Below are 26,138 nucleotides of genomic sequence, written 5' to 3' on the forward strand. Positions count from 1 at the left end.
CCGCTGAACGCCGGTCTTGTTCCGGCGATCCAGTGCCCGCGAGATCGACGAAATGCTCTGACCTTGCTTCCATCGCTCCCAAAGCTCGGCCTTCTGCGCTGACGTAAACCAGATCCGTGACGTCACCATGCAACACCTCCTCATCCTCTCAGATTAAGAGTGTTGCGGCGACCTATTGAACCCACCGACCCTTTGCGGCCATTGATACGATGGACGCAGATGAGCATCCGTCAAGTTAAAAGGTCGGCCGTTTGAATCGAGGATGTCCCCATGCGCATGTATCAGGTAGACGCCTTTACTGACCGGCTTTTTGCCGGGAACCCTGCTGCTGTTCTGGTGCTCGACGACTGGCTGCCGGATGACCTGATGCTTGCGATCACCCAAGAGAACAATCTTGCTGAAACTGCTTTCGTCAAAGCGCGGTCGGATGGCGCGTGGGATTTGCGGTGGTTTGCTCCGGCACATGAGGTCAATTTCTGCGGCCATGCCACCCTGGCGACCGCGCATGTGTTACTGACCGAGACCGAGATCGAGGCCAAGGCCGAAGCCCCGCTCGTCTTTCACACGCGCGCCGGCGAGTTGCGAGTTACACAAGGCCCGCATGGCTACCGACTGGACATTCCCCGTCTGCCCCCGGAACCATTGGAGACGCTTCCCGCAGAAATCGCACGTGTTTTCGACAATCAACCTGTCGGCATCTTCCGAAACTTCGAGAACATCTTCGCCGATCTCGGCAGCGCGGATGCTGTGCGTAGCTTTGTCCCTGACCTTGCCTCGATTGCCCGCCTAGGGTCCGTGGGCCTTGTCGTGACGGGCCAGGAAGCCGCCAACGGGCGAGCGCATTTCGTGTCCCGTTACTTTGCCCCCGGAGCTGGTATTGCCGAGGATCCGGTCACGGGGTCGATCCATGCCACACTCGTTCCCTACTGGGCCGAGCGGCTGGGGCACAAAAGGCTCATGGCTTTTCAGGCATCGGCACGAGGCGGATGGCTTGATTGCGAATTGACCGAAGATCGAGTCTTTCTGGTCGGTAATGCCGTGACCTTCATGAAAGCCACGATTTCCCTCCCCAATGGCGCTGCGTGGACGCTCTCAGTAACGGCAGCAGAGTCCCCTGGCAGCCGTTCAAACTTCGCGCGTCGAGCTTCCGCTCGCCACCCGAAAACGAACTCGAACTGAAGAGCCATCCATCGTAGCAACCCAAACGGCGGTGCCGGCGATGGTCGGTTCCCGGCGGATCGGGCAGTTTGCACGATAACTGGCACCGGTGCGAAGATGAACGAAATTCCTGAGCATCCCAGCTTTCTTAATCGCTGCGCAGAATCTTTGCTTCAAGCGCGGCTGCCACGAAAGCTTTTCGAGCAGCTGGTGGATGGGCCTCACCACGCAATACCTGCAGACAGGCGTCCATCGCTACCTTCCGTTTCTCGGTCTGACGAGGAAAATCACGCAGCAAGATAGCGGCTGCATCATTGACATCGAACACGATACGCTCTGAGCTGTGGCGGCTAACCTGAACAACGATTGGCCTCTCAAATCTGCTCAAGCCGGCCATCTCTCCGCTCACACTAGGGCCATCATGAGGCCTCGGTCGCACTTCTCTACCCAGCCAAGGTTCGGCGGCACCTTCGTCGCTGGACTTGGCCAATAGGGACCGATGTGCGGTGTCAGGGTTCATGGTCGGGATTGTGTGAGATCTGCCGTTTTGCAGTTAATGTGCAGAACTGCTTCTGCTTTCGACTATCCGTGAAATCTCGACACAATGCCCTTCTCGCCGTGCCCGCGCCAGCCTCACACACGGCGCCGACGCCTACACTTTCCCAGTGCCCGACTTGCAGGCAGCGAGCCACTGCATCGCGGAGGTTGCATCTTCCAATATAGCGACCCGTTTCGCAAAGCCGAAAAAGGCATTGCGCGCTGCGCTTACAGGTTTTCGCCCATCGTATGCATCATAGCACGCCCTGAGGGCGGCTTCGTGGATCAGGTCTCTGCGATCCTCGGGCCATTCGTTGAGGAAATCGACAGCGTCCGCAAGACTGGCAATCTCTTGCACGATGCACGCTGCACGCTTCACGAAAAGTGTGCTGCTGAACGCCTCAGAGTTCATTGGTTCCTCCCGACCTGCAGAACAGCTGGTTTGCGTGAACAGGCGCCTCATCGACACCCGCCGACCATTGCAGAATGTGTTGTCAGAGTCCGTTTTGAAATTCACGGATGAGCATTTCTTCGGACGAGATTGCCGCCCATGGCGACGAGGATCATAGCTTGAGAGACGTCGATGCGCTGCTCGTAGTCGCGCACGAGGCGGCGCCATCTTGTCATCCAGCCGAAGGTGCGCTCGACCACCCAACGGCGTGGCAGCACCTCGAAACCTTTCTGGTCATCGGAGCGTCGGATGATCTCGACGACGAAGTCGAGATAGGCGGCCTTGTCCATGAGCTTGAGCCGATCGTAGGCGCCGTCTGCGAACAGATGCTTCACCCAGGGCCAGCGCCTGCGAATGGCGTCGAGGATCGCCTGCGCTCCGGCTGAATCGGAGATGTCGGCGGTCGTCAGATTGACCATCAAGAGCCGCCCGTCCGTATCGACAGCGATGTGGCGCTTGCGCCCGACGATCTTCTTGCCGGCGTCGTAACCCCGTGTTTTGGCTTGCGGAGCCTTGACCGACTGGCTGTCGATCACTGCCGCCGACGGGCTCGCCTCGCGCCCGGATCGCTCACGATCCAGCATCAGCGCCACGTCGTGGAGGGTCTGAAACAGAAACCGTCGCGCCAGTTCGCGGAACCAGCCATAGACCGTCTGCCAAGGCCCAAAATGGATCGGCAGCATCCGCCAGCCACCGCCTGATCGGACGAGGTAGCGCACGGCGTTGATAACCTCCCGGAAATCAACCTCGCGCGGACGCCCACGCCTGCCGGGCTTTGGCATCAGCGGCGCGAATTGGTCCCACTCCTCATCCGTCAAATCAGACGGGTAGCGCTTGGTCTTCTTGGCGATCTGGGCCATTCGGCCACGGCTCTGTTCTGTCCACATCTACAGCTTGAATCATAACCAAGCCCCAGACGAAACCCCTCCCAGCCGATTTTCAAAACGGGCTCTAAGGGCGATGACGGTTTCAAGAGAAAAGCAGCGGTCTTGGTAGACCAGCAGGCCGATTCCAATCCCGCGGCTCCCGAAGTCCTCGCAATAGGGATGCGATGGCCAGGCTTTTTTCAGTCTACCGGGGGAACAAGCCTGGGCTGCACCGCGCAGTATCTCGCAGGGACGGCCGAGTGAGACAAGGAACCATCAAGGAAAGCGTCCGCTCGAGCCGTGAATTCAGGGATCTCGGCGGGACAGTTTTTGCACCTCGGCGGCCCAGGCCGGATCGGCTACGGTGCCACGACTCGCAACTTGGCTGCTTCATAGTCGAAGGAAACGCGGTTCCGCCCACGTTGTTTCGCTTCAACAAGGCATCGTCCGGCAGTGCGAAGGACATCCTGAGTATTTGCATTGCGAGGGATTTCCGCGCCACCGATGCTGACAGTCACTTTCACGCCCTCTTGTTGCGCTTTCCCCCAAGGAATCCCCTCGATATAACGACGGATGTTCTCCGCATTGGTACTGGCCTGCTCTTTGCGGACGTGGCGTAACAAGACCCCAAACTCTCCCCCGCCAAGACGACCAATCAAGTCCCCTGGGCGCGTGGTATAGACGAGCGCCTTCGCAATCTGAACCAGAGCCTCGTCACCCTTGGAGTGTCCGTGCTTATCGTTGATTGAAGAGAAGTGATCCGGATCGATCAGAAGGAGTGTGTCGCATTCCCCTTCATCCCGGCTTCTGTCCATCCTTGCGATGAATTCACCGCGACTAAGGAGCCCCGTCATCGGGTCGTGACTGGTGACGAAGGTGAGCCTGTCATGCGTCTCTTTCAGGGCTGTATGTGACTTTTCCAGCTTGTCACATGTTTCCTGGATCGTTTCCGACTGGGTGAAGATGTAGGCACTGACTGGCATCCCGATGAGTATCGGAATGAAGGTACATTCCACCCAGCTCAGCCAGTCGATCGGCATCTGCAAGGCGATTCTTTCCTTAAACGACAGACCGAAGGTCGCGACGACCGCAATTATCGTCACGACTAATGATTTTCTCCCAGAATACGCTTGGTGCGCGGTGTCATATTGTTTCTTTAGGCGTTGCGTTGTTTCTTAGACATTGCGTTGTTTCTTTAGCCGTTGGCGCTGAACAAGCTGTTATCAAGGCTATTAAGATTGTTCCGGACTCGACAGGCAAGGAAGCGAGCGGGCCACCGTTCAAGGTTTAGACAGCGAGCGGATGCCGACAGAGCGGCGAATTCTAGCGACGATTAAAATTCGAGTTTTTCGAATCTGCCGGCGTTAGTTTTCCAATGCTCCCCTATGCTGCATGGACGGTGACCTTTGAATATGCGTGGTCCAGGCTGGATTAGAGGCATACGGCAGGCTGAAGCTCAGCAGATGCGAGATCGAATAGCCTGGCTTGAATGCGAACTGATCAAAGCGGCCGCTCCCCAAAGGCAAATCCAGGTGCAAAACGTTGGTCACGAGCTTCGTTCGCAGAAGGCTCGGCTGGAACGCCTCGAACAATGCATAGCGTGGATGCCGAAGCGGTCCTGATGTCGCACCCACGTTAGCTCTGGCGTGCCTCATCGTGCGCGATCCATTGGTTCATGGCTCGCCCGTTCCGATGTGGCGTCCGTGCTTCGAGTTGTTAGCCTCGTGCAAACGCAGCGTGAGGGAATAATGTCCCTCAGCCACAATCGCCGCAAGAAGCTCATCGAAATGATCCAGACGGATGGCGAAGTGCGTATCCGCGACCTGAGCCCGAAGCGTGGCCTCGATCGGCCGTTCTAACCGGCAGCTGATAGTCTAGGTCCATCAACAGCATGAATCGGTCACCTGTGATCGATTCTGAAAATGTGTTGGACGCGCCTGATTTCCTCAGGGAACGTGGCGTATGGACAGGGGCGGCCACCATCTTCATTGCATTCTGAATTTACTGAGGCTTCGCGATGGGCCCAATAAAGACGGCTGTGTAATCGTCGTGGCGATCGTGCTGAAAGCCGGACAAGAGATCGGGAGCGCGGGCCCAGGCACCGGCGGTGAGCCGCTTGAGTCGTGGCTTGGACGGCGGCAATGTCTTCGAAAACCGTTGGAAAATGCGTGGCGGCGGGTGGACGAGGGCGTAGCGATCGGCCTAGACGACGTTCGCAACTCCCTGAAATCCGTGAGAGCACTATGAGGCAGCAGAAGCGACCCTTTGTCGTCGAGATCAAACAGAAGCGTGGGCTCGTGAAGCGGCCACTGTCGATCTGGGGCGGCATCGACCTGGCCACCATCTCGAACGAAGTCGCGGAATCGAAGACGGAAGATGCGATCGCTGAAGCGACGCCGCAGCCAATTTTCCTTGGTGAAGATGTTCGTTCCGAGCCCATGCTCGCCATTGGTGAAGCAGTACCCGACGTTAAGCACGTGATCACGCCCGACGCGTCGCTTCCCGCGCCGCCAACGGTTGAGGAAGCGCCGGTTCCAGAGGCATCGAATGCACCGGCTGGAGACAGACAGACCCGCAGGAAGAAGCGGTGGCAAGACGATGTGCCTTTGCCGCGAGGTGAACGATGGAAGCGGCGCCTACCATGGGTGCTACGCCAGCGCCGGCGTTAGCGCTAGGATCGACGGCGTCAGGATGGAAGCTGCCTTTGTCGAACTGCCTATGACTGGCCGCGAGTGCTACAATGAAATAAGGAAGGGCTTGAAGGGTACGGTAGGGTTGCCTATCAGCCGCTCTCGGATTTTGGTGCGAGAATGAAATCGAAAACTGGCTCAGGCTGGCCAGGCATCGACTCCCGCAAAACAGCCGGGGAAGTTATGGCTGCTTCGGCATATACTGCAAGCGCGGCAGGTTTCATTCCGAGTGCGGCCTCAAAGTCCCGGTTCGGCAGATCCATCACCTGGCGAAAAAGCGCTGCAGCCCTTGCCGCGTGGCGCGCGGCAGCGACCCGCTTTCCCTCGCGGATTTTCACCCCGGCCGCCGCTAACAGGATCAATCCCTTGAAGAGCAGGCGATGCTGAGTGCTTTGTTTCGCAGCGTGCCAAATCGGCTCCCAAGCCTCGTGAGCTTCCCAGTAATAGCCGTGGTTGAAAAGGTCGATACCCCATCGAAACTCGTTTGAGCTGAGTGCTTCGTCAATGGCGACGGTCACCTGGACGCTTTGGTAACTGTGACCCAACGGGTCGCGCACAGGATGCGGATGTTTGCCAGGCAGGTATGCGTAGCTGGGGAAGTTCTTTTCGGTCAGCAAGCGAGAACGTGACATAGACCCAGCAATCATGAAAGCCACGTCGATGGCAATTCATGTCGCATGGAATCTGATGGGATAGCTGCGCACGCCCGTTCCACAGGACCTATCTCCCCCGGCGCTCCCTCCTGACGCTTAAGCTGCGAGATCGAAGCGGTGACGTGGTCAGCGAGCACGAAAAACTTGCGGCACGCACGTGGAGATTAAGTCGCAGTTTGGTCGATTATACCTCCATCGCGCCCTATTGGAGCCGAGCAGGAATTTGGCCGCCAGGTAAGAGCAGCGCCGGGACGGCTAGAGACGGCCGAAGTGACCTGAGCGACGAAGCTTCGCTAGCAGGATGCTGGCCGTTCCGCAGGGGTCAAGCCTCGCTTGCTCACTCAGCGGAGACGCATTCCAGGCAGCCAATTCTGCTACCAGAAGTGCGGTGTCTCCGTTTATCGATGCGCATCTAAGGTGTCCGTTCTTCTCCATCACGATTATCGCCGTGCCGGTTTCGCCATAGCCAATCGCAGCCATCCGCTGGACCCAGGTATCGCCGTCGACGCGAACATCGAACAGAACCGACCCTGCGGTTTTTTCGGCGGCGTCAGCCACACGATCACAGAACGGTCGATTGAGGCCCTCGATATTCCCGAGTGACTGCTCAAAAAGGGCCAATTCAACATGCTCCGCCACCATGGCTGCGAGAGTGCGCGACGGCTGGCGCAATCGGCAAGACGCCAACGCTGATTTTCCACACACCAGCCGCCTACACGGCCTTTTTCGTAGTCAAAACAGGCGCGCCTCCGCGTAAGCACCGTCTTGCCGGCGACTGAGAGCAAGAACTGCTCGACGCGCTCGAAATGGGTCAGGGCCCACGACAATCCCGTCGAGACACTACGCGCGATCGCGGAAGCTCAGTCTCTCGGACCGGCAACGGGCAGATTGGTGCCCGTGGACGTCTGGAAACACAGCGCGACACATCCTCGAGCGATTTTGCGACCCGCTCGCGGGCGTTCGGCGTCGAGACCAGCCCGTAAATTGTGTATTGCAATATCTTCGTACGGGGCCGTGGGCAATGCGCCGTCTAGGCGAGGCGAATGCTCCGGACTTCCAAGCCTTTCTTGCCTTGCGCGCATTCGACAAACACCTTTTGTCCCTCCACCAGCACGCTGAGCCCTGAGCGGGTCAGGGTGCTGGCATGAACGAAGACGTCCTTCTCACCGTTGTCAGGAGCAATGAAGCCGAAGCCCTTTTCGGGTTTGTACCACTTGACCGTGCCCCCGCTCTCTAGCTGCGCACCCGTCTCGACGATGGTCCCTCCAGCGACGCGCCTACGTAACGGAGTTTTCGCGATCTGATCGCCGATCTCCAGCACCTGAGCGACTTGATGACCTTTTGGACTTTTTTCGACCGTGACCTTCAGAAGCGTCCCCTCGGCAACATCTCGGCTTCCGGCCGCCTCCAACACTCGGACGTGCAGATAGGCCTCCGTGCCGTCCGACAGTTTGACGAAGCCAAAACCCTTGCTGACTGTGAACCACAATACCTCGGCATCGACGGGGTGCGCGGTCACGGTCGCCGGGCGCTGAAAGTAGCTTGGCTCGGAGGTCCGTTCCGAAAAGGAAACGGGGTCATCGTCATGGCGATGCCCGCGTGGCTCGCGATGGTCTCGATATTTGCCCATGATCATCTCGACTGGCATTGATGGCGAACTACGCTACCGTCAAGATAATCTCAATCGGGCGACGCGTTTATGTCAAATGGCCGTGATGGCCGCAGCTGTGCCCGGCCTATCGGTCGAACACTTTTGAAACTAGATTCATTTCACCTGAAACAATAGTGCCGGCGAGTCGATTTATTGACTCGCATAGGTTGTGCTGGAGTGCGAGTGCGATGATGGCGGCGCGGGCGAACTGCAAGGGCTTTATCAAATTCGGAAGGTTGCCTGCGCGTTGCGCCGTGCGCGAAGCCAAGCTGTTTGTATTCGAGAAGCTCCCGAAGAATGCAGCCACATGACAGCGAATGAACGTTTTGCGGTGGTTTGCCGATCACTCGCAACGGCTGGGCTGGCGACCTCCCTTCTCCAACGAAAGCCAGTTCAAGCGCTTTGCAAGAACCGGAAGAGCTGCCGTTTCATTTTTTCGGGGTCCGCTGAAAAGTCTTCAGCCCAAACCTGACAATTGTGGTCCTCCTGTCGTATTTCCCAAGGCCATCGCACGGTAGAGTGACGGCGCTTCGCCGCGCGCGCGGCAGGGAATGGCAGAATGCCATGCCAAGCACGGCAAGACGGCGTAGACCGTCAGGGGATTATCATCGTTGATCCGGCTGTCGGGAGGCTCGGGCGGCTGAAAGAGGGCGATGGCTATGATATGGTCGGGGACGGAATCGCATTGTTTCCGCCAGGCACCTGCACGGATCACCTCCCAAAAATGGCGGGCCGGTTCCGGCATCGAGACGCCGTCGCGGGATTTTCGCGGCCGTGGTGGCTTCGCTGTCTGTTGCCCGCAGGGCGAAGCGCGCAGCCGATGAGGACCTGCCGGGGGCTCAATGCGCGTGCGCGACTAGAACCGCGATCTTTGCTGCTCTCCAAGAGGAGCTTCAGCGGAACAGCTAGGCCAGCAGGCCGATTCCAAACATACTGCTGCAAGAGCGGCTCACCAGGTGGCAAAAAAATCTACATCGTTCCGACCATTGCGTACGAAACGCTTGGTGCATCTTCCGGCCTTGACCCGCCACCAGGAAGCGGCTCCGCCCTCTCCGGAAAAGCTGGCTCATATGAATGCCGGTCGACCGCGCGACCTCCAAACACTGGCCCCGGCCTCAACGTCGCTGCGACCAGCAACCCCCCCTCTCCTCCCGAGACCAGCGCCGGCGCTGCTCGACCAACGTGATCACCTCGATCTGATGCTTCGTCACAGGGCTACTCCCAGTGCCTGCCCTAGGACTTGCGGCCTTCAGCCTACCTGAGCAAGGCGGCCGTCACCGTCGGGATACGAGACAACCAGACCATCGCCCCCAAAGTGCCGGTTCTGCTATTCAAGTACCTAGCTCCTGAACAAACGGCTTCGCAGCAATGCCAGGAATGTCGCCGATCCGGACAGGTTTCCCGATTAAATAGCCTTGAGCTTCATCACACCTGACGCGGCGCAGATAGTCGAGCTGTTCGGGAGTTTCTACGCCTTCGGCTGTTACCTCAATTCGAAGCTCATGCGCCAACTCAACCAATGATCTTACAATCGCGGCGCAGTCCGCATCGGTGAGCATATCTTGGACAAAAGATCGGTCGATCTTGAGCCGCGAAAGAGGCAATTTACGAAGATAAGTCAGTGATGAGTAGCCGGTGCCAAAATCGTCAAGAGCAACTGTGACGGATAGAGAAATTAACGATTGTAATAATGAGGTCGTTTCTTCAAAATTCGAAATCAGCACAGTTTCTGTGATTTCGACCTCGAGTCTTCGGGGCTCCAAACCGGCTTCAGCCAAGGCCACTACAATTCCATCCAGCAAGGCTTTGTTCCTAAGCTGCACTACCGACATGTTGACGGAGACCCGCAAGTCGCGCGGCCAGCGCGCGGCTGCCAAACAAGCCGTTTTGACGACCCAGTGTCCGATGGAGTGAATCAAACCCATTTCTTCAGCTATGGGTATGAACTCCGACGGAGGTATCGCGCCAAGGGTCGGATGCTGCCACCGCAGAAGCGCTTCAAAACCGCGGATGCGATCGCTCCCGAGGTCGAGAAAGGGTTGAAATGCGAGCCAAAGCTGGTCGTTGGCAAGCGCAGATGCCAGATCGCGTTCAAGGGCATGGCGCCTTGCAGCGGCTTCATCGTCGCTTGCGCTGAAAAACTGGATGGAGTCCGTCCCCAGCGTCTTAGCCCTGTATAGCGCGGTGTCGACGCACCGCAGGAGTTGGTTGGCATCCAAACCGTCAGTGGGCGCCAAAGCGATACCGATAGAGGCTCTGCAATATATTTCGCGCCCTTCGATCAAGAACGGGGCGCGCATGGCCTCTATGATCTGTTTGGCCAAGGCCCTGATCTGATCTGGCCTGGTATCGCGCGTGGCGATTATTGCAAATTCGCCGCCCTCCAATCTGGCAATGCCATCGCTATCCCGCGTCGATCTCCGAAGTCTCGCAGCCACTTCGACCAAAAGGGCATCCGCCATGGCTCGGCCAAAGCGATCATTCACCTCGACAAAATTGTTAAGATCGAACAAAAGCAACGCACAGTGCTGGTCAAACTGCTTTGCGTCCACCAACGCGTTCTCCAGCCGCTCATTGAAGCTGAACCGGTTTGGCAGTCTCGTTAGAACATCCCTTCGAATGGCATTTTCGCTTTCCGCTTGCAGAATGAAGCGCTGGGTAAATTCGACCGCGTGGGCAAGCACTGCACGAAACAGCGTGATGGCGTAGCTCACTATCAGGATTGCGACGGGCAGATTGACGGCGCCTTCCATCCACGCGATCGCAAGCATCGAACCGAGGAAAATCGGGAGCGTATACGCGACGGCCGCAATAGGAATCGTGGAAAAAGAAGCGGCGCCGCCTGCGATCATCCCGGCGCTCAGGCAGGTAATGACGACCTGGGCGGCACTTGTTGCCCCACTGAAGAACAGAACGGGAAGTGCTCCCCACCATGTGCCGAACAGGAACGCGTTCCGCACCAGTTTTTGCGTTGTCCGGCGAGACACTGATCTTGGTTTGACTGACTGAAACGATGATCTCGCTCTTAGGCCTACGAACCCGGCGGCGACGATGATAACACTCGCCCAGAGGATGGCTTTCGTTTGGTCCGCGGAGCCCCAAAGCGCCATAACAAGAGTGGCCGCATTGAGTATGTTCGCAGCCATGCCAAGAGGCGTGTTGCGAAGCACTATACTGACCTGCTCCGCCCTGATTCGGCCGGCAAGTGGTTCGATTGTCGAGGGCCCGCCAAAAACTCGCAGGTCTCCCGCCAGAAGATCACCAAACCTTGCGGCATACAGACGTTGCATCACTCATTCACTCCCCCCACGCTAGAGTAGTCGCTGCGTGTTGGTCCCCTAGCATCGAACACTTCGGAAAAAGTAAATTTCAACCGCAAAAATTGGACAGCCCAGTTGGGAAACCGAGGGCTTCGGAAATTCGAAGATAGCGAAAACCGCGATGCTCCCTTAGAGTCCGTTTTGAAATTCACGGATGAGCATTTCTTCGGACGAGATTGCTGCCCATGGCGACGAGGATCATAGCTTGAGAGACGTCGATGCGCTGCTCGTAGTCGCGCACGAGGCGGCGCCATCTTGTCATCCAGCCGAAGGTGCGCTCGACCACCCAACGGCGTGGCAGCACCTCGAAACCTTTCTGGTCATCGGAGCGTCGGATGATCTCGACGACGAAGTCGAGATAGGCGGCCTTGTCCATGAGCTTGAGCCGATCGTAGGCGCCGTCTGCGAACAGATGCTTCACCCAGGGCCAGCGCCTGCGAATGGCGTCGAGGATCGCCTGCGCTCCGGCTGAATCGGAGATGTCGGCGGTCGTCAGATTGACCATCAAGAGCCGCCCGTCCGTATCGATAGCGATGTGGCGCTTGCGCCCGACGATCTTCTTGCCGGCGTCGTAACCCCGTGTTTTGGCTTGCGGAGCCTTGACCGACTGGCTGTCGATCACTGCCGCCGACGGGCTCGCCTCGCGCCCGGATCGCTCACGATCCAGCATCAGCGCCACGTCGTGGAGGGTCTGAAACAGAAACCGTCGCGCCAGTTCGCGGAACCAGCCATAGACCGTCTGCCAAGGCCCAAAATGGATCGGCAGCATCCGCCAGCCACCGCCTGATCGGACGAGGTAGCGCACGGCGTTGATAACCTCCCGGAAATCAACCTCGCGCGGACGCCCACGCCTGCCGGGCTTTGGCATCAGCGGCGCGAATTGGTCCCACTCCTCATCCGTCAAATCAGACGGGTAGCGCTTGGTCTTCTTGGCGATCTGGGCCATTCGGCCACGGCTCTGTTCTGTCCACATCTACAGCTTGAATCATAACCAAGCCCCAGACGAAACCCCTCCCAGCCGATTTTCAAAACGGGCTCTTAGCACATCGCCGACATAACCTGATCCTACATGTCTTCGCAATTGTCTGTTGGCGATCGCGCTTTCTTTTTCGACACCTGCTAGACTAAGCTGGTTCAATGAGCCGGCTCATTCTCGAAGGGATCGAAATTCGGCGATGGTTTCGACCTCGTCATCTTCGAGCTCGCTCGGGAGAAACACCGTTATCCCGACGCCGCGTTCTGTCTTACCGGTGCGACGTTTGCATGCGCCCGAACCGCACTCTGCAGGATAAGCATCAGCGGCACGGCGAACCGCTGCTCGAGGCGCTACGCCCGCTCGATGCAACGCGGGAAGGCGCAGCGGTCGATCGCGGCCGGGCGGGCAGAACCGAGCTGCCGAAATGCGCCGCCCTCAGCATAGGAGCTGTTGACCTGTGGAACAGCGCACCATCTCCGAACGCTCGCGAGTGTCACCACGAAACGTGCGACCCGCCTCCGCACTATGCCGCGCTGTTCTTGACCAGGCGCAGTTCGTGGTTGCTCTGCCGTCGGGAAGCGGGCGTCCTGCCTTTGCCGCTCGTATGCTGGGCGAAGTCGGAAATCGGGCAGGGTCGGCCAAGTAGGTAACCCTGGATCGCATCGCAGGCTTCTTGCCGCAAGAAGGTCAGCTCCGCGTCCGTTTCGACACCCTCTGCCAGGACCGGGAGCTTGAGACCCCGAGCGAGGCCAAAGACAGCACGCATGACGGCAGCCGCCTCATCGCTGGTATCCACCGCCCGGATAAGAGACTGATCGACTTTGATCTTGTCAAACGGGAATGCCCGCAAATTCGATAGCGACGAGTATCCGGTGCCAAAATCATCCATGGCGATTTGAACCCCAAGGCTTTTGAGCTGCCGCAAGACAGCGAGCGCCCGCCCGATATCCTTGATCAGGCAGGTTTCGGTAATTTCCAGCTCGAGCCGGGACGGATCGAGACCGGTTTCTTCCAGCACTGCCCCGACCAGCTCGGGCAAATTCCCGCCGTGGAGTTGCATGGCCGAAACGTTGACGCTGATTGCTAGCGGTTGTTGCCAGCTTGCCGCTTCAGCGCAGGCGGTCCGCAGCACCCATTCACCGATCTTCAGAATGGCGCCACACTCCTCCGCGATCGGGATGAACACCGCCGGCGGAACGGCGCCGCGTTCCGGATGATCCCACCGCAGCAGCGCTTCGAAACCGAAGACCTTGTTGGACAGGAGTTCCGCCTGCGGTTGATAGACGAGGCGGAGTTCCTTGCGCGAGATCGCGTGACGGATGTCGTGCTCGAACTGGCGGCGATCGCGCAGGTGCTCACCCATGGACGGCTCGAAAACGCAATAAAGGCCCCGCCCCTGCATCTTGGCCTCATAAAGCGCAGCGTCAGCATGGCTCAGAAGCGTCTCCCGATCGGGTGCATCGTTCGGGAATACAGCGACGCCTATGCTGGTGCCGAGGGTGACTCCGGCGGGCAGGTTAGCGCCTGTGTCGTTGAATGCGTCCAGGATGGCTTCAGCAGTGCGCGTCGCATAGCCCGCGCTCGGCAGACCGGGAACAATCACAGCGAACTCGTCGCCGCCCAAGCGCGCAACCATCTGCCCTGGCTTAAGGACGCCCCTGATCTTGTCGGCCACACACTGCAGCACAGCGTCTCCGACGAGATGGCCGAAGAGGTCGTTGATCTCCTTGAAGCGGTCGAGGTCGAGGAAGAGGACGGCGAGGCACCGCTCAGCGCCGCGATGCGTCGTAAACTCGGCCTCCAGCTTTTCGTTGAAGCTCGTGCGGTTCGGAAGCTTGGTCAAAGGATCGTGGTGGGCAAGAAAATGTATCTCCTCCTCGGCCCGCTTGCGCCCGCGGATATCGCGCACGGCAAGAACCTGGTGTTGCTTGCCGGCATAGATCATGCTGTGCCGGATCAGCTCAACCGGGACCGTGCTGCCATCCGTCGCGCATAGCCCCACCTCCAGGGGCCTTTGCGCAGTGCCCGTGAACTCACCTTGGGAAACCGTGGGAAAGAAGGACGCGAGCGGGCGGCCGGCCGGCTTAGAGCCGTCGACGCAAGCAAGCGCGGCGAAACTGCGATTGGCTGCCACGATCTCGGTTTCGTTGCACACGATCAGCCCCTGGACGGCCGCGTCGGCCAGCTCCTGCATACGCGCTGCTTCGCCGGCGCGACGGAGATCGCGCACATCGAGGGCGAGGCCGATGATGGCCAAAAGGATGATGAGGATCGAAACAAGGGCTACCCCAGCCGCCATCCAGTCCGCGGGCAGCGCCGTTGTGGAAATGACAATGCGCGGGTCCGGCATGATTGCGGCCGCGGCCATCGCCGTGAAATGGTGGCTGCAAATCGCTACCGTCAGCACGAGGGCGCCGAGCGCCTTCCACTTGACCGTGTTGGCGTGAAGGGCAACCGGCAACGCGGCCGCGCCGAACAGCCCACCAAGAATGATTGAGGCGGCGACGAGCGGCACATCCCAGACGACGCGGCCCGCGATCTCGAATGCGGCCATACCAGTGTAGTGCATCACCGCGATGCCCCCTCCCACGATCGCACCGCCGATCCAGCGTCCATGTGGAACGCGTGGCGAGATACCGATCGTGAGACCCGTCCCGGTCAAAGCGATCGCGGCCAGCAACGACATGATCGTCAAAGCGATGTTGTAGCCGCTCGGTACGGCGGGCTGGAAGGCCAACATGGCTATGAAATGCGTCGCCCAGATGCCGAAGCCCGTGGCGACCGCGGCGATGGCTAGCCAGATCCGTCGCATTTCGCTTTCACTGCGCCCGACATGGTGGAGGAGGTTCACGGCCGTGAAGGAGGCCAGGGCGCAGATGAAGGCCGCTAGCGCGACCAGACGCAGATCATGCTGCGTCGCAATGCACGTGTAGACTTTCAACATGCTCTTCCCCCAGCCAGGATGATCACCCGTCTGGGGAGAAATCTACGGCCAAGACTTGAATAAAGCGCTTAAGCGGAAAATCCGCTTTGATTATCGTTACCGAAGGTTGTGAAGGAACCCATGGCCCTGGCTCGCTGCAGAATTGGGCGGGCCGGTCGCGCCACACATGGGAACGCCTGATCGTAGGCTTAGCACTCATGTTTGCCTCAGGCTACGGGCGGGAGGCGAGCTCAGCGGAGCAGCCGGCGGGCGTCATTCTTGATCGGCATCGTTTTGGTCATGGCCCGTAGCCGCCGCGGATCGATGCAGTCCCCGCACTCTCAGCCCGTTGAAGAGCCACGAGGCTGTCGCACCTGCTTCAAGACCCACTCTTTCAAAAGCTAGGTCAAGTCCCGCGAGCCAAAGGTAAAGCGCTTGGTTGCTGTGCTGGCGTAGGTCAAGAAGACAAAAGCACGGGACTAGGCCGCGTGCTGATTTTTGGGTTTAAAGCCTTCCTCAGCCCGCCTCGCAGATCCGGGTCAATGCAAATTTGAGACTGGCATGTTGTCCCTCCAGTCGCCGAGACGCGCATGCGCTCGAACCGCACCATGATGTCCTGCAGTGTGTTGTTCAGCGCATGCGCATATCAAACGAACCGGTAACGTTCGGCGGGGGGATCACAATCGTGAAGGTTTCCGCCCCAGGCTTGGCGTTCGCACCGGCGCAAAAAGCGTCGGCCTCATGCCATTTTTGGGCGATCTTCGCTTCGACCGGGGCGGCATCATGGTTTTGACGAGCATTTTCGGTGTTGCGCTGGGGAAGTCGATGATTCGGGAGAGCATCCGTCACGCGCGCGACCCGCGCATGCTTCCGGTCGTACCGAGCGTCGACCAGGGTGCCGCGCCGGTTGGCCGGACCCGCCGCAGCCGTGGCGCGGCCGCAAAGGAGCCAGGAAATTCGCGCTCACCAAAACGGAGATTCGCCCCGCGCAGTCCGCCATGGCTCAATGCGATACTTCCGACACCGATCTCTGCTAAGAACTCGGGATTGAGCGTGTCATCCCAACCCGATATGTCGGCCCCAAGGGTGAACTTAGAGCATGCGGAAGCGGGTGCTCGGCTATGCCTGGAAGCACCGACCCATTGCTCAACATCGTAAAGGTAAAAAGGCAGTTGGCAGCCGTGAATTGAATAATCGGCTCTGTCGAAGGTAAAAAACGTATGCAGCATGAAGTTCCTCATCCATCCGTTCCAACGACGCTTGCCCCGCTTCGGAACCAGGTGTTTCGTTCGATCTGGATATCTACACAGATATCCAGCCTGGGATGGCTCGTGCAAACAGTCGCCATCAGTTGGCTCATGGTCACCATTTCAGCGTCCGATCTGATGGTTGCACTCGTGCAGGCCGCATCCACATTACCGGTGTTCTTACTCTCAATCCTTGCTGGAGCCATCGCCGACAATTTCAGCCGCCGACGGGTGATGTTTGCGGGGCACTGCTTGATAGCATTGGCATCAACGACGCTGATGATTTCTGTGGGTCTGGGATTTGTCAGTCCCTGGCTAATTCTCGGATTGGGTTTCCTGGCCGGCTGCGGTTTTGCCTTGAATGATCCGGCCTGGCACGCTTCCGTTGGCGATATCCTCGACAAGCGCGACATTCCGGCTGCGGTGACGCTTATGTCTGTCGGATACAACATTGTGCGCAGCGTTGGTCCGGCTTTGGGGGGCGTGACCCTGGCCTTCTTTGGACCGCTGGCCGCTTTCGCTTTGGCCGCGCTGAGTGATCTGGCGCCTCTAAGCGCAATATGGCGCACCAAATGGAAAGTTCGCACGTCGCCTCTCCCCCGTGAGAGAATGACGATGGCAATTCATGACGGAGTGCGCTTCACGGCGATGTCCTTGGAGATCAGGGCGGCGATCGCCCGTGCAACGCTTTTCGGGTTGGGCAGCATCTCCATCCTGGCGCTGCTCCCGCTCGTCGTCCGGGATCAGTTGAAAAGCGGGCCAATCGTCTACGGCATTTTATTGGCCGGCTTCGGCATGGGTGCTTTCATCGCGGGCATGAGCAACGGCTTCCTGAGGCGGATCACGTCTCAAAACAGGCTGGTGGCGTTCGCCTCTGTCGCTTGTGCAGCATGTTGCCTTTGCCTTGCACTTACCTCGTCCGTCGCTGTGGCGGCCATCGTGCTGGCACTCGGTGGCGCGGGTTGGCTTATCACCTGGACGGGCATTGACGTGTCGGTGCAGCTGGCAAGCCCAAGGTGGGTCGTCGGCCGCACGCTCTCGATCTACTACGCCTTGAGCGCTGGCGGTATGGCAGCTGGTAGTTGGATCTGGGGTTCTGTCGCGCAGAACTACTCCTTGACCTGGGCTTTGGAGGGCGCCGCAGGGGCTCTGTTGCTGGTTGCAGCAGCGGGAATAGTGTTGCCGGTACGTCCGTGGGAAGAAACGGATCAAGAAAGTTCGGATTTTCACCCCCCGGAACTGGCACTCGATCTGAAGCCCAGAAGTGGTCCTATCGTTGCCAAAATTGAGTATTCCATATCCGAAGAGAATATCGAGGCCTTTCTGGGCTGCATGCGCGCAAGGCGCCACGTTCAGAGCCGCGCCGGTGCACGAAACTGGACGCTCCAACGAAACCTTCAAACGCCTTCGGTTTGGACAGAGACGTTCCGCACCCCAACCTGGATGGACTTTCTTCGCCTGAATCATCGGCTCACGGCAGCGGACAAGGAAGTAAGCCAACTTCTTCTCGCCTTGCATGATGGAGAGGTTGCTCCACACACAGTACTTTCGATCGAACGAACGACCGAGGCAGCTCGTACCCGCGCCTCAACGATCGTTTCTCGTCAGAGGTGACCTCATGATGCTGTCAGCCGATCAACAGGCGCGATACAAGGTTCGCACGGTGTCCCTCTGCAGGAACCGATCTGTAGACTGACGTTGTGCCGTCCAGAAGTATCTGTCGTTGTCCGAAATTAAGCCGGGGGCTTAGAACTGAAACGAATCCGCCGAGAAGTGCGAGCGGCACTCACTCCAGGTTGGCGATTCCGACCTTAGATCTGCATGGTCCCGGCATGCGCCCCCCGCCAGCCGGTTGGCGACGGTGCGGCAGGCCACGTCAACGCCCCACACGAGTTCGCCCAGCGTTCCGCGAAGACCTCGGCCCCAACTCGCCGCCAGCCGCGTTCGACGACGGCCGAGCTGGGAGAGACATGAGGATCGGAGTAGGGCCTTGGATCGAGCCATCGCGTGTCCGAAGTACGTTGAACAAGAAGAGAACATCGGGCAGTCTGCGCCCATCTATTTGGGGGACTAGGCATGCAGCTTTCGACGATTTTTGCGCGCTTCTATAAGTCGTTCAACTTTGACCGGATCCGCAAGGCTAAGCCGGGCGCTAAGGCGCGAGGTGAATGGGAGAATTTCCGGGGTCAGTGGTTTCCCTACGTCGAGGTGCGGATCGACGAGCGTCTGACCACAATCGTCGGCGCGAACGAGTCAGGCAAGAGTCACCTTCTGAGCGCTATCGAAAAAGCGGTTACAGGCGAGGGCTTCGCCCGCCGCGACCTCTGCCGCTACTGCGAATTCTTCGGGGTGACTGTGGACGAGGGGTGCTGGCCTCACCTCGGTGTGGCCTGGGTTGAGGTAACTCCGGCGGAGTGGGTGTCTATCAAGGAGGCGACCGGGGCGACCGGGCCTGCGGCTACCGAATTCATGATGTTCCGCGAAGGACCCCACGATCTGACCGTATGGATCCCTGCCGGTGACGAGTGGCAGGCCTATCCCCTCAATGGGGCAGATGCGAAGGCGTTCACGGCGATTCTTCCGAGTCCCTATCGGATTCATTCGTCCGTTGCTTTGCCCGACAGCGTTCCGTTCAGTTGGCTCGTTTCGGGAAGCGCGATGGGAGAACATTCCTCCCGTCGTGCGCGAGCGTCGCTGCTCGACGGGTTGAAACCGCTCGCGAGCTTGATCGGCTCGGATCACACCTCGGTTCAAAGCAATGCATCCGGCATCTTCGCTATTCTGAAGCCGGTCGTGCAGGAACTTGGCCGACCGCCGCAGGTCGATGAGGACCATCGCTCGCTCGGCTTGGCACGCAGCCTTCTGCTGGATTTGGCACGGATCGACCCACAGGCAATATCTGAACTCGCAGAGGCCATCGCCGACGGCCAAGAGGGATACGCGAACGCGCTGGTCGAGCGGATCAACGAGCAGCTCGAGCGATCGCTGAATTTCCGTCGCTGGTGGGTCCAAGACCGAGACTTCTCGCTGCGCGTGGCGCCGCGCGAGCATGACCTAGTCTTCACCATCCGCGACCGCACGGGGACGGAATACACGTTCGCGGAGCGCAGCAGCGGTCTGAAATACTTCCTGTCATACCTGATCCAGTCTCAGGCACATCGGCCGGGATCGCAGGAGCGAATCCTCCTCATGGACGAGCCAGACACGTATCTGTCCGCCGAAGCGCAGCAAGACCTCATGCGTGTTCTGCGCGACCTAACGGACGATCAGCCAGATCGCCCGGCCATCCAGGTAGTGTACGTGACGCACTCACCATTCCTGATCGACAAGAATCATGCGGAGCGCATCCGCGTCCTCGAGAAGGGGCGTGGGCGCGATGGAACGCTGGTCGTCGATAATGCCGCCCAGAATCATTACGAGCCGCTGCGCTCCGCATTCGGCTCCTATGTCGGGGAGACCGCCTTCGTGGGGTCGGTTAACCTGCTGGTCGAGGGCATCACGGAGCAAGTGCTCTTGGCAGGAGCGTCGCGGGCCATCCGGAAGCTGGGTGCGCGCGAGAACGACTCCCTCGACCTGAATAGTATCGTGATCGTGCCGTGCGGGTCGGCGAGCCACGTGCCTTACATGGTCCACCTCGTGCGCGGGCGGGATGCGGAGAAGCCGCCGGTCGTGGTGCTGGTGGATTCCGATTCGGCCGGGGATGACGCGGTCAAGGCTCTGAAGCGCAAGCCGCTGAGCAGCCTCTTGTCGTCGGACCTAGTCCTGCAGTTGGGAAAGGTTGGGCAGGACGTCGAGGGCATCGCCGAGATCGAGGATCTGGTCCCGGCTTCGCTTGCCGCCGCCGCCGCGAACGTCTGCCTTCAGGAGCTCGCACTGTATCGAGCGGGCAGGACGACGGCGATTTCCGCCGCCGATCTCGAATGCGGCGCGCAGGTAGGCGGACTCTTCAAGAGGCTTGAAGCCGTTCTAGTCGAGAAGGATACGAGGATTGAGAAGCTGCCTTTCGCACGCGCTGTGGTCAGGCTGTGCGAGGAGCGGACCGCTGAACACTGCGCGGACATCGATCTGTATCTGGAGCGCATGCGTCGGGTCTTCGTGGACTTGAACCGGCTACGCCGCCGTGCGGAGGGTGAGGCGGGACGCGACCGGCTGAGCCATCTGGTCGACCGCGAACAGCAGCTGTTCGTTCGCGACCATCCCCGGACGGCAACCAGGGAGGAGGTCTCGAATCTGCTGGAGAAGGTTGAAGCGCTACTGGATGGTTCCGTCGAGGCGGATGCGATCCAGCGATCGATGCAGCAGATCCGCCGCGACCATCGGCTCGACGACGAGCCATCTCACCCGGTTGCGGATATGGAAAAGCTTGTTCTGGCGCTGGCTGCCCTTAAGGATTCCCTCAGGATCGAGCGCCTCGCCGAGGCGGAGCGAAAGGCGCCGGCCCCAGCCGAGGCTGCGCCGGCGGCCACTGCCGAGCAGGATGCGGAACTGATGGCCGACGCAGCGGTCGAGTTGGCGCCGGTCGAAAGTCAGCAGCCGGCCGCCTGAGTCGAGCCGCATCTATCCAACGGACGGCGTGCTGCCTTACGGCTGCCGCCTCGGAAGGCGGCCGAGCATAGATTTCGTCGTCACGGACGACGGCGGACAGAAGCTCAGTGACAAATGAGTAAGCGGCCGACACGCGCGGAAGGCCTGCTACAGTCCCTGGGCATCGACGATCCCAGGGTCATCGATCTTGAAGCCATTGCCTGGCATGTCGGCGCTCGCATCAATATCCGCCCCCTTGTCAATTGCGAGGCCCGCATCATCGGGCTGGACGACAAGGCGATCATCTCCATCAACGCCGCCTCCCCTCCGGAGCGGCGGCGTTTTTCGATCGGGCCGAATTGGGTTATTGGGCGCACCATCGCGGCGCCGGCTACGGGTCGTTGACCGCCCAAGAGTTCAAGGACATCGTGCTCGGCGAGCCGCGCGGCAGGACCAAAGCCACACCGATGCTGCAGATCGCCGATCTCTACCTCTATCCGATGGCCTCGCGCCCGACTTCAAGACGATCGCCGACTTTCGCCGCGACAACGGTCCGGCGATTGCGGGCGCATGCCGGGCGTTTGTGCTTTTGTGCCGGGACGCCGGGTTGTTTGCGGCGCGGCTGGTGGCGCTCGACGGCTCGATTTCCGGGCGGCGGCGAGTGCGAAGAAGATCGTCGGTCGCCGGGAGGTCGCCGATGAACGCGTACGCCTCGACGGCAGGATCGCCGACTATCTGGCCGGTCTCGATGCAGCCGACGCGGGCGAGCCGGACGATGCGCCCGGTGCGGTCGCAACAGCGATCGCGGCCTTGCGAAGGCGCCGCGCCGAACTCGACCGGCTGGCGGCCAGGCTTGAGAACGAAGGCCGCTCGACGCTGGTCGAGGGCGAGGAGGACGCCCGGCCGATGGGCAAGGGTGGGAGCCCCAAGCCGGCCTCCTATAATGTGCAGACCACGGTCGATGCCGACACCGGGCTGATCGTGCATCATGAGGTCATCGCCGAGGCACCGACAACCGGATGCTCCATCCGATGGCGAAAGCCACAAAAGAAGTGCTGGAGTGCGAGGCGCTGACCGTGGTGGCCGATGCCGGCTACTCCAACGGAGCACAGGCCAGCGCCTGCGAGGCAGACGCCATCACGCCCTGCGTCGCGGCCAATCGATCCGTCAACAATCACGGTGACGGAACCCTCTTCGACCGTTCCGCCTTCGTCTACGAGGCCGGCAGCGACAGTTTCCGCTGCCCCGCTCGACGCCAGCTTGAGCGCCTGCAGGTGATGAACAGGGATCGACTGGTGATCTACGCGGCAAGAGCAAGCGACTGCACCGTCTGTCCGCTGAAGCGACAGAGTACGACGGCCGCGCGGCGATACGTCACCCGGCACTTCGACGAGGCCGCGCTCAACCGCATGAACGAGCGCGCAACGCCCGAGATGATGCGCAAGCGACGATGCGCCGCCGAACATCCCTTCGGAACCATCAAACGAATGACAGCAGGCGGTAGATTCCTGACCCGAAACCTCAAGGGAACCAGAACCGAAATGGCCCTGTCGATCCTCGCCTACAACATGATACGCGCCATCAACATCAAGGCTGCAACCGCCTGATACCAAAAGAGGCCCCGGTCAAACCGGAGCCTCCAATCAGTTTCCACACAGTCTGCATAAGCCGGGCATTCGTTCGGCCATCGCGGTATCGGCATGGCGCCCCGGGCGACCCCATCCAGCCACACCTGCCTGTCACGGAGCATCAAGCGATAGCGGGCCTCGTCGTCAGCGGATGTCGGTCACGCCGACGTCCTCGTCCCCGCTAAGCAGCTCCGGCCGCTTTTCGCGAAGCATCTGGATGGAGGGAAAGGTGCTGTCCAACTGGACCTGAAGCACCTTCGCGGCGCCAACTTCGTCGTGCCGCCTAATACGCTCATAAATTTCACGATGCTCGTCGAAGACCACATTGAAATGGCCCTCAAGCGGGAAGGCCTGGCGCCTCACCCGATCGAGTTGCCCGGTCGCGTTGTGGATTGTCAGCCAGGCGTCAGGGAAGCCCGCGCAGGCACAAATCAACCGATGGAACTCGTTGTCGAGCGCGAAGAACTCGTCAACGTCTTTGCGCTTGGCCGCAGCCTTCTGCTTGAAAAGCGCCAGTTCGAAATCCTTCTCGTAATCATTCTTGAAATTCCGGGCAGCAAGCTGCGTTAGCCGCATTTCGACCGTATCGCGGACCAGCTGGCCCTGCAGTACTTCTGTAAGGACGATCTTGTTGACAAACGTCCCGTCGCTCGGAGCGATCTTGATGAGGCTCTCGTTTGCCAGCTGCAGGATAGCCTCTCTCAGAGGCGTGCGCGAAATACCGAGCTGTGCGCAAATTTCCTTCTCGACTATGGCCGTGTCAGGGGGCAACTTCAGCGCGATAATTGCGCCCCTGAGGAGTTCATAGACCTGAGCCGACTTGGACGTGCGGCCGTCGAGTTGGTCCGGGGTGAATAGTGGGGTTATTTGCTCCACGAGAACCTCTCATCTAGGTCGGTCGCTTCAGCGACGCACACCCCAATAATATACCAATACACTGGGATACTCCATTTTCCGGGCGTCCCCGCAGAAATTTTCGCTTGCCAAAGTTTCATTCATATACCAATATATCGGTATGACACAGCGCAAACCAACGTCCCCTTCATGCTTCTGCCAAAATCGGTAACACCATCCCTAGCGGCCCGATCGACGCTCCTGAGCGATGGCGAAGCCGTCGAGATAGCTCACACGCATTATGGGCTCAGTGCCACGGCACGTCGCCTGTCAGGCGAAAAGGACAGCAATTTCCGGATCACCGCCGAGGACGGAAACCAATACCTCCTGAAGATAGTCAATCCCAGTGAGGATTCCGCCGTAACGAACATGCACACCAAGGCGCTTCAGCATGTCGAGAAGCGCGATCCAGAAATGCCAGTGCAACGCGTGGTTCTGGACCTCCAAGGTCGTCCTGAATTTGAACTCGACTACGGACCCGACGATCGAAGAACCGTCCGCCTGGTGACGTTTACCAAAGGCGAGTTGCAGCGAAAGACTACGCAAACCCCTCAGCAACGCCGAAATATTGGAGCGATGCTTGCACGCCTGCAGGAGGCGCTGGTGGATTTTCGGCACCCGGCTGAAAACCACTTTTCGACATGGGATCTGAAGAACACGCTCTCACTCAAACCGATGATCGCGGAGATCAAGGACGAGTCGCACTCACTGGAGTTGCTGAACTGGCTGGATAGGTTCGCCGATGAGGTGATCGAGAAGATTCCGAGCCTTCGTGCCCAGGTCGTCCACAATGACTTGAACAGCGACAACATCGTCGTCGATCCGCGCATGACCGAAAAGGTCGTGGGGATAATCGACTTTGGCGACATGGTCCACACGCCCGTCGTTTTCGACGTGGCCGTGGCGGCTGCCTATCAGCTGACCGAGGCGCCCGATCCCCTGGGGGCGGCCTGCGAATTTCTATCAGGGTTCCACGGCCGGCGAGCCCTGCTTGCCGCCGAAATCGAGTTGCTGTTCACGACAATCATGGCGCGCATGGTGATGCGCATCGCCATCACCGAATGGCGCGCCGTCCGTTTTCCCGAGAACCGCGAATATATTTTGCGCAACACGCCGCAAGCGTGGCGGCAATTCCATCGTCTGGCTGAAATCTCCCGCGCAAGGGTGACAGACGAGATCGCCCGAGCGCTCGCTCTGTAGAGATTGGGAGGAGGTTCCTTGTCGTCATCCGCTACCGCCTACATGATCAATGGTTTCGACCCCAGCACGGTCGACCGCCTTCCTGCCCAGGAACAGGAACTGGTCGCGCGGCGTCGTGCGTTGCTTGGGCCTTCCTACAAGCTGTTCTACGAGCATCCGCTGCACGTCGTTCGTGGGGAAGGCGTTTGGCTCTACGACCCCGACGGAAATGCCTATCTCGACGTCTATAACAACGTTCCCTCCGTCGGCCATTGCCATCCACGGGTGGTCGAGGCGATTGCCCAGCAGTCCGCAATCCTCAATACCCACACGCGCTATCTTCACGAGTCGATCCTGAAATACTCGGAAGACCTTCTGGCGACCTATCCCGACGAGATCGGGAACGTCATGTACACGTGCACCGGCAGCGAGGCCGTCGATCTCGCCCTGCGCATCGCCCGGTACTACACCGGCGGAACAGGCATCATCGTTACCGCGAACGCCTATCACGGCCTGACTACGGCCGTGGCGGAAATCTCCCCCTCCATGGGTCCGAACGTCCCGGTCGGCCAGCATGTCTATGTGGTCGAAGCGCCGGATGAGTACCGTAGCGAAGGCGACGACATTGGCGCTATCTTTGCCCAGCGTGTCGAAGATGCCATCCAGAAGATGCGCCGTCATGGCATCAAGTTTGCCGCCTTCATTGCCGACGGCATCTTCTCGACCGACGGCATTTTGACCGACCCCCCGGGCTTCCTGAAGTCACCTGTGGATGTGGTTCATGCCGCAGGTGGCCTCTACATCGCAGACGAGGTCCAGCCTGGCTTTGGCCGCACAGGCACGCATTGGTGGGGGTTCCAGCGGCACGGAATCGTCCCCGACCTTGCCGTGATGGGCAAGCCGATGGGCAACGGCATGCCGATAGCCGGCGTAGCGGCGAAGCCGGAGGTCCTTGAACGCTTCGGGACCGACATCCGCTATTTCAACACCTTTGGCGCCAACACCGTATCCATCGCGGCAGCGCAGGCTGTCCTTGACGTCATCAAGGACGAAAAGCTGATGGAGAACGCTGTCGAGATCGGCGACTACATGACCGCCGGCATGAAGCGGCTCCAGCAGAAGTACGAGACCATAGGCGCCGTCCGAGGCGCTGGCCTGTTCCTGGGCATGGAGTTCGTCACCGATCGAAAGTCCAAGACGCCGAACGGAAAGCTGTCGCTCGGCGTCGTCAACGGGCTTCGTGAAAAGCGCATCCTGATCAGCGCGTCCAGCTCCTACGGGCACGTTCTGAAGATCCGCCCGCCACTGCCGTTTACCGCCGCAAACGCCGACACCTTCCTGTGTGGACTTGATGAAGTCCTTGCCGACCTCTCGTAGGCCGTGAGGCCCACGCAACAATCAACGACGGGTAGCCCGCGCAAACCGCAACCTGACATAAAGG

20 protein-coding genes and 3 pseudogenes are annotated in these 26,138 nt (G+C 59.6%); 10 read left to right on the forward strand and 13 right to left on the reverse strand.

Going from position 1 to position 26,138, the window contains the following annotated elements:
• Positions 1–129, reverse strand: a pseudogene (locus JQK88_RS37820) (IS30 family transposase); the annotation flags it as partial.
• 141 nt (positions 130–270) lie between these two features.
• Between JQK88_RS37820 and JQK88_RS28555 the strand changes: the two are divergent.
• Positions 271–1,179, forward strand: coding sequence for a PhzF family protein (locus tag JQK88_RS28555; protein ID WP_203280182.1), 909 nt, complete (start codon positions 271–273; stop codon positions 1,177–1,179).
• 127 nt (positions 1,180–1,306) lie between these two features.
• On the opposite strand, the gene JQK88_RS28560 is transcribed toward JQK88_RS28555, so the two are convergent.
• From JQK88_RS28560 to JQK88_RS36500, 4 genes are all read right to left on the reverse strand, one after another.
• A complete protein-coding gene (locus JQK88_RS28560; RefSeq protein ID WP_203280183.1) occupies positions 1,307–1,555 on the reverse strand; it encodes a DUF982 domain-containing protein in 249 nt (82 codons plus the stop codon).
• Between the two features lie 255 nt (positions 1,556–1,810).
• Positions 1,811–2,107, reverse strand: a complete 297-nt coding sequence (locus tag JQK88_RS28565) for a DUF982 domain-containing protein (RefSeq protein WP_203280184.1) — start codon at positions 2,105–2,107, stop codon at positions 1,811–1,813.
• Between the two features lie 101 nt (positions 2,108–2,208).
• Positions 2,209–3,033: an IS5 family transposase gene (locus tag JQK88_RS28570; protein WP_192258373.1), complete on the reverse strand. Its 825-nt coding sequence runs from the start codon at positions 3,031–3,033 to the stop codon at positions 2,209–2,211.
• Positions 3,034–3,371: 338 nt separating this feature from the next.
• A complete protein-coding gene (locus tag JQK88_RS36500) occupies positions 3,372–4,115 on the reverse strand; it encodes a GGDEF domain-containing protein (protein WP_203280185.1) in 744 nt (247 codons plus the stop codon).
• Between the two features lie 1,140 nt (positions 4,116–5,255).
• Here JQK88_RS36500 and JQK88_RS28580 point away from each other — a divergent pair.
• The gene (locus tag JQK88_RS28580) at positions 5,256–5,681 is read left to right on the forward strand and encodes a hypothetical protein (RefSeq protein WP_192258551.1); all 426 of its coding nucleotides are present in this window, start codon (positions 5,256–5,258) and stop codon (positions 5,679–5,681) included.
• Between the two features lie 113 nt (positions 5,682–5,794).
• Here JQK88_RS28580 and JQK88_RS28585 read toward each other — a convergent pair whose 3' ends face one another.
• From JQK88_RS28585 to JQK88_RS28615, 7 genes and pseudogenes are all read right to left on the reverse strand, one after another.
• A complete protein-coding gene (locus tag JQK88_RS28585) occupies positions 5,795–6,319 on the reverse strand; it encodes a DUF309 domain-containing protein (RefSeq protein WP_246750081.1) in 525 nt (174 codons plus the stop codon).
• Positions 6,320–6,610: 291 nt separating this feature from the next.
• Complete coding sequence (locus tag JQK88_RS28590) at positions 6,611–6,997, reverse strand: hypothetical protein (protein ID WP_192258554.1); 387 nt, start codon at positions 6,995–6,997, stop codon at positions 6,611–6,613.
• Positions 6,998–7,385: 388 nt separating this feature from the next.
• Positions 7,386–7,985 (reverse strand): cold-shock protein, encoded by a 600-nt coding sequence (locus JQK88_RS37040; protein ID WP_192258552.1) that lies wholly within the window; start codon positions 7,983–7,985, stop codon positions 7,386–7,388.
• 1,352 nt (positions 7,986–9,337) lie between these two features.
• Positions 9,338–11,296 carry a putative bifunctional diguanylate cyclase/phosphodiesterase gene (locus JQK88_RS28600; RefSeq protein WP_203280186.1) on the reverse strand — a complete coding sequence of 653 codons (1,959 nt, stop codon included), beginning with the start codon at positions 11,294–11,296 and terminating at the stop codon, positions 9,338–9,340.
• Positions 11,297–11,474: 178 nt separating this feature from the next.
• Positions 11,475–12,299, reverse strand: a complete 825-nt coding sequence (locus JQK88_RS28605; protein WP_203280187.1) for an IS5 family transposase — start codon at positions 12,297–12,299, stop codon at positions 11,475–11,477.
• A gap of 526 nt (positions 12,300–12,825) precedes the next feature.
• A complete protein-coding gene (locus JQK88_RS28610) occupies positions 12,826–15,246 on the reverse strand; it encodes a bifunctional diguanylate cyclase/phosphodiesterase (RefSeq protein ID WP_203280188.1) in 2,421 nt (806 codons plus the stop codon).
• A gap of 565 nt (positions 15,247–15,811) precedes the next feature.
• Positions 15,812–15,984 (reverse strand): annotated as a pseudogene (locus JQK88_RS28615) (class I tRNA ligase family protein); the annotation flags it as partial.
• Positions 15,985–16,157: 173 nt separating this feature from the next.
• Here JQK88_RS28615 and JQK88_RS37825 point away from each other — a divergent pair.
• The 6 genes and pseudogenes from JQK88_RS37825 to JQK88_RS28645 form a co-directional block, all read left to right on the forward strand.
• Positions 16,158–16,331: pseudogene (locus JQK88_RS37825) on the forward strand (recombinase family protein); the annotation flags it as partial.
• Positions 16,332–16,445: 114 nt separating this feature from the next.
• Positions 16,446–18,086, forward strand: coding sequence for an MFS transporter (locus tag JQK88_RS28625; protein WP_192251758.1), 1,641 nt, complete (start codon positions 16,446–16,448; stop codon positions 18,084–18,086).
• A gap of 462 nt (positions 18,087–18,548) precedes the next feature.
• Positions 18,549–21,017 (forward strand): AAA family ATPase, encoded by a 2,469-nt coding sequence (locus JQK88_RS28630; RefSeq protein WP_203280189.1) that lies wholly within the window; start codon positions 18,549–18,551, stop codon positions 21,015–21,017.
• 114 nt (positions 21,018–21,131) lie between these two features.
• On the forward strand, positions 21,132–21,401 hold the full coding sequence (locus JQK88_RS28635; RefSeq protein ID WP_203280190.1) for a hypothetical protein: 270 nt from the start codon (positions 21,132–21,134) through the stop codon (positions 21,399–21,401).
• Positions 21,402–21,566: 165 nt separating this feature from the next.
• Positions 21,567–22,070 carry a hypothetical protein gene (locus tag JQK88_RS28640; RefSeq protein ID WP_192251750.1) on the forward strand — a complete coding sequence of 168 codons (504 nt, stop codon included), beginning with the start codon at positions 21,567–21,569 and terminating at the stop codon, positions 22,068–22,070.
• Complete coding sequence (locus tag JQK88_RS28645; RefSeq protein WP_192251747.1) at positions 22,028–22,603, forward strand: transposase; 576 nt, start codon at positions 22,028–22,030, stop codon at positions 22,601–22,603. The genes JQK88_RS28640 and JQK88_RS28645 overlap by 43 nt, the downstream gene beginning before the upstream one ends.
• Positions 22,604–22,768: 165 nt before the next feature.
• On the opposite strand, the gene JQK88_RS37230 is transcribed toward JQK88_RS28645, so the two are convergent.
• Entirely contained in the window at positions 22,769–23,500 is a 732-nt protein-coding gene (locus JQK88_RS37230) for a GntR family transcriptional regulator (RefSeq protein ID WP_203280191.1), read from the reverse strand.
• A 168-nt stretch (positions 23,501–23,668) separates the two neighbouring features.
• Here JQK88_RS37230 and JQK88_RS28655 point away from each other — a divergent pair, with 168 nt between their 5' ends.
• A complete protein-coding gene (locus tag JQK88_RS28655; protein ID WP_192251741.1) occupies positions 23,669–24,718 on the forward strand; it encodes a phosphotransferase in 1,050 nt (349 codons plus the stop codon).
• 42 nt (positions 24,719–24,760) lie between these two features.
• A complete protein-coding gene (locus JQK88_RS28660; RefSeq protein ID WP_192251767.1) occupies positions 24,761–26,074 on the forward strand; it encodes an aspartate aminotransferase family protein in 1,314 nt (437 codons plus the stop codon).
• Positions 26,075–26,138: the final 64 nt, after the last annotated feature.

The sequence above is a fragment of the Mesorhizobium caraganae genome, assembly GCF_016836705.1.
Lineage (GTDB): Bacteria > Pseudomonadota > Alphaproteobacteria > Rhizobiales > Rhizobiaceae > Mesorhizobium > Mesorhizobium caraganae.